1 protein-coding gene is annotated in these 1,413 nt (G+C 33.3%); it reads left to right on the top strand.

Annotated elements, in window-relative coordinates:
- Window positions 1–325: 325 nt before the first annotated feature.
- Window positions 326–1,306, top strand: coding sequence for a transposase (locus BFJ87_RS10710; protein ID WP_077404063.1), 981 nt, complete (start codon window positions 326–328; stop codon window positions 1,304–1,306).
- The last annotated feature ends 107 nt before the right edge of the window (window positions 1,307–1,413 follow it).

The following is a 1,413-nucleotide window of genomic DNA, read 5'->3' as shown; positions in this document are numbered from 1 at the left end:
TCCATATCCTTTTTTTTTGGGTTAAATTAGTTATTATTTTCGGTTTGGCACAGACTTTAGCAATTCCGAGTGGATTCGGACGTAGTCGAATCCGCCGTAATTGCGGTTATACATCTTAAGTTAGCAATCTATTACATTTATATTTATTAATCAAAAAGAACCAGAGCGTAGAATAAGGTTATGATATACATGGAAACCAAGATTTCGTCAACATTGATAATCCCTACGCTCTTCTACTAATAGTTCGTTCAGTTCTGTGAGACCACGATCTCGATTTTAAGTTGTTGAATATATAGTAGATTGGCTCTTTATAATTTTTTTTATTATGGATAAAGATAAACAAATTTATGGTGTAGATATAAGCAAAGATGTCTACGATGTGTGTACACCAGAAGGAGATTTATATCAATTTAAAAACAGCGTTAGCGGTTTTAAAGCATTTGCAAAAGTTTTATCAACCAAGGCTCATTGTGTAATGGAAGCCACAGGATATTATCATTTTCAGTTGGCCTATTTTTTAAATAATAAAGGGATAGCAGTATCTATTATAAATCCACTAAAGATTAAGCGCTTTATCCAGATGAATCTATCTAAGGTAAAGACCGATAAGAGTGACGCTATTTGGATTATGAAATACGGCAAGAGCCAATCACTTGCATTATGGAAAGGTGATAGTGAATTAATGCAAGAAAACCTTCAGCTTACTCGTTTACTGAGTCTTTACACAAAACAGAGCACCCAACTAAAGAATAAGATACACGGCGAATCAACCTTAGGTAATCCATCAAAAATAGTGGTAAGCTCCTTAAAGGGCCAGCTTAAATCGCTGTCAAAAGAGATTGAAAAGCTAGAATCTAAGTTGCACGAGAATGTTAAATCAGCCCATCAAAAGTCTCTAACATTATTAAAAAGTATCCCAGGAATAGGAGAGAAAACAGCTATATCCTTAATTGTTTTAACCGATGATTTTACACGATTTAATTCTTATAAAGGATTATGTAGTTATGCTGGCATCACCCCAATAATCCGAGAATCAGGAAGCAGTGTAAAGGGACGTCCTAAAATCAGTAAAATGGGCAATGCAAAACTGAGAAAACTACTATTTATGTGCAGTTTTAATGCCTGTAAATACAATAAAGCTTGTCGTGATATTTATGACCGAATAGTAGCCAAAGGAAAGAGTAAAAAGTTAGCACTAATAGCTGTATGTAATAAACTATTAAAGCAAGCTTTTGCTATTGCAAAATCAGGAAGGCCGTATGATGAAACTTACGTTTCTATACTACCTAGTATAAATATAAAATAAATATAATAAAAAAGCTCAAAGAACTAGTTTTTAGAATCTATGAGCTTACTACAGTCATGCCTCAAATTAACGAAGAATTTGTTTGTTTTTTACCTCAGTTCTTTGTT

Origin of the sequence: Cellulophaga omnivescoria (genome assembly GCF_001999725.1) — a bacterium.
GTDB lineage: Bacteria > Bacteroidota > Bacteroidia > Flavobacteriales > Flavobacteriaceae > Cellulophaga > Cellulophaga omnivescoria.
The sequence above is the reverse complement of the archived record's forward strand: the minus strand, read 5'-3'. Positions and strand labels throughout refer to the sequence as shown.

What these genes read in the sequence shown, in the direction of transcription:
- BFJ87_RS10710 (WP_077404063.1), top strand. Translation starts at nt 326, where the DNA reads ATGGATAAAGATAAACAAATTTATGGTGTAGATATAAGCAAAGATGTC.